Raw genomic sequence first — 1,689 nt, forward strand, 5'->3', positions numbered from 1 at the left:
GGCCTGTTCCTCAGGCACCTGGACGGCCGGTTCCACGGACTGTCGCACGACCGGTTTCAAAGATGCTTGAGCGGCTGGCTCCGATACCCGCGAAACCTGTTTCACGGATGTTTTCACGGCCTGCCCCACCAACAACGTCGCGGTCACGTCATACAGATACGGATCGTCCGGCGACCATAGGCGCTCGGCGCGCGTCTCGATCTCCGCACGCACCTTCCGCGTGCCCGCCGGTATCGTCTCATCCGCCACCACCGTGTCATCGTGCGGATCGCTCACAGTGACGCGCAGCCTCGCATTCGGCTTGTCGCCGCCGATTTCCGCTCGGACGAACAGTTTCCCATCGGACGCGCCCTTCAACGTGAGCGTGCGCAGATACGCTTCCGGGACGACTTCCAACCACACGCTTTGCCATATGCCGCTTTGCGCGGTGTACCAGATGCCTTCGCGCTCGATTTTCTGCTTGCCGCGCGGCTGGGTGCCGGAATCGTTGGGATCGTAAACGCACAACGCGATCTCGAAAGCGTCGTCCGAGTCCACGAAGGCGGAGATATCGACGTCGAACGGCAGATAGCCGCCGATATGCGCGCCCGCATACTGGCCGTTGATGAAACACGCGCAGATGTAATCGACCGCTTCGAAATGCAGAATAAGCCGGTTCGCGTCGCCGATTTGCCGGATACGCGCATCACCGCCGAGGGAAACGGGATGCACGGTGGTGCGGTACCACAGCAGATCGTCGGGATATATGGTCTGATGCACACCGGAAAGCGCCGATTCCGGGGAGAAAGGAACTAGTATCTCGCCATCGTAGGTTTCAGGAATCGCGGCCTCCTTGACCGCACGCACCGCCTCGTCGCGGGTGAGCCTGTGCAAGGATTTGCGACGCGCCGCCGCATCCCCGCCGCTGGAAATGGGAACAATCGCGTAATCCCACAATCCGTTGAGCATGGTGAAGTTGTCGCGCACCATCGTCGGGCGCGGATGCTCGTTGAGAACAGGCGTGCGTCCGCGTCTCGAACCATCTCCATCGCCCTGGGTCATCCGGAATGTGGAGTGGAAGGATTCATCGCCGGGAAACGCCTTGTTCCCGGCATGGGAGGAAAGCCATTCGTCGCGAATCTTCTCGCCCCACGGCGTCCATAATTGGCGCAGCGGCTCGCGGGAACGCATCTTCGTCGGAGCGGCCTTGAGCACCCGTTTCACGTCCAGCATCGGAATCCTCCTGCGTCTCTGCGTTCTCTCGATGTTCCATTGTAGCGCCGCGGACCTTCCCACGATGTGGCCATAAATCTTCACACGATTTCAATTTGGACGGATGTTTTGGGAATTGTGCGAACAATCGCAATTCGCACATACCCCCTAACCTGAAAAACAGGCCGTATATCCTTCCAAAAAGGCGTTTTGGAACCTCTCACCTCCGCACGATTTCAATTCATCGCATCCGTATCAAAATCATGCGAATGTCCATAAGCGAAATTCCCTACCCCAATATACTTTCACGACTGTGCCACATCGCCTCATGACAGGCGAAACACATTCAACGCGAAAAGCGTGCGGGCCGACGATGTGTAAGATTCACATCGTCGGCCCGCACGCCGCCATATCATTTATTCTCCGACCCGACTTCGGTCTTATGAGAATGGATGCCACACAAATCCTCGCCCTGGCCTTCCAATACGGAGTTCGGAG

At 58.3% G+C, this 1,689-nt stretch carries 1 protein-coding gene; it reads right to left on the bottom strand.

What is annotated here, in order from left to right:
- A partial coding sequence (locus tag B3C64_RS04520) for a sugar-binding domain-containing protein (protein ID WP_349679956.1) occupies positions 1 to 1,212 on the bottom strand: 1,212 nt, incomplete at its 3' end.
- Between the last annotated feature and the right edge of the window lie 477 nt (positions 1,213 to 1,689).

Source organism: Bifidobacterium sp. UBA6881 (assembly GCA_002451435.1).
GTDB lineage: Bacteria > Actinomycetota > Actinomycetes > Actinomycetales > Bifidobacteriaceae > Bifidobacterium.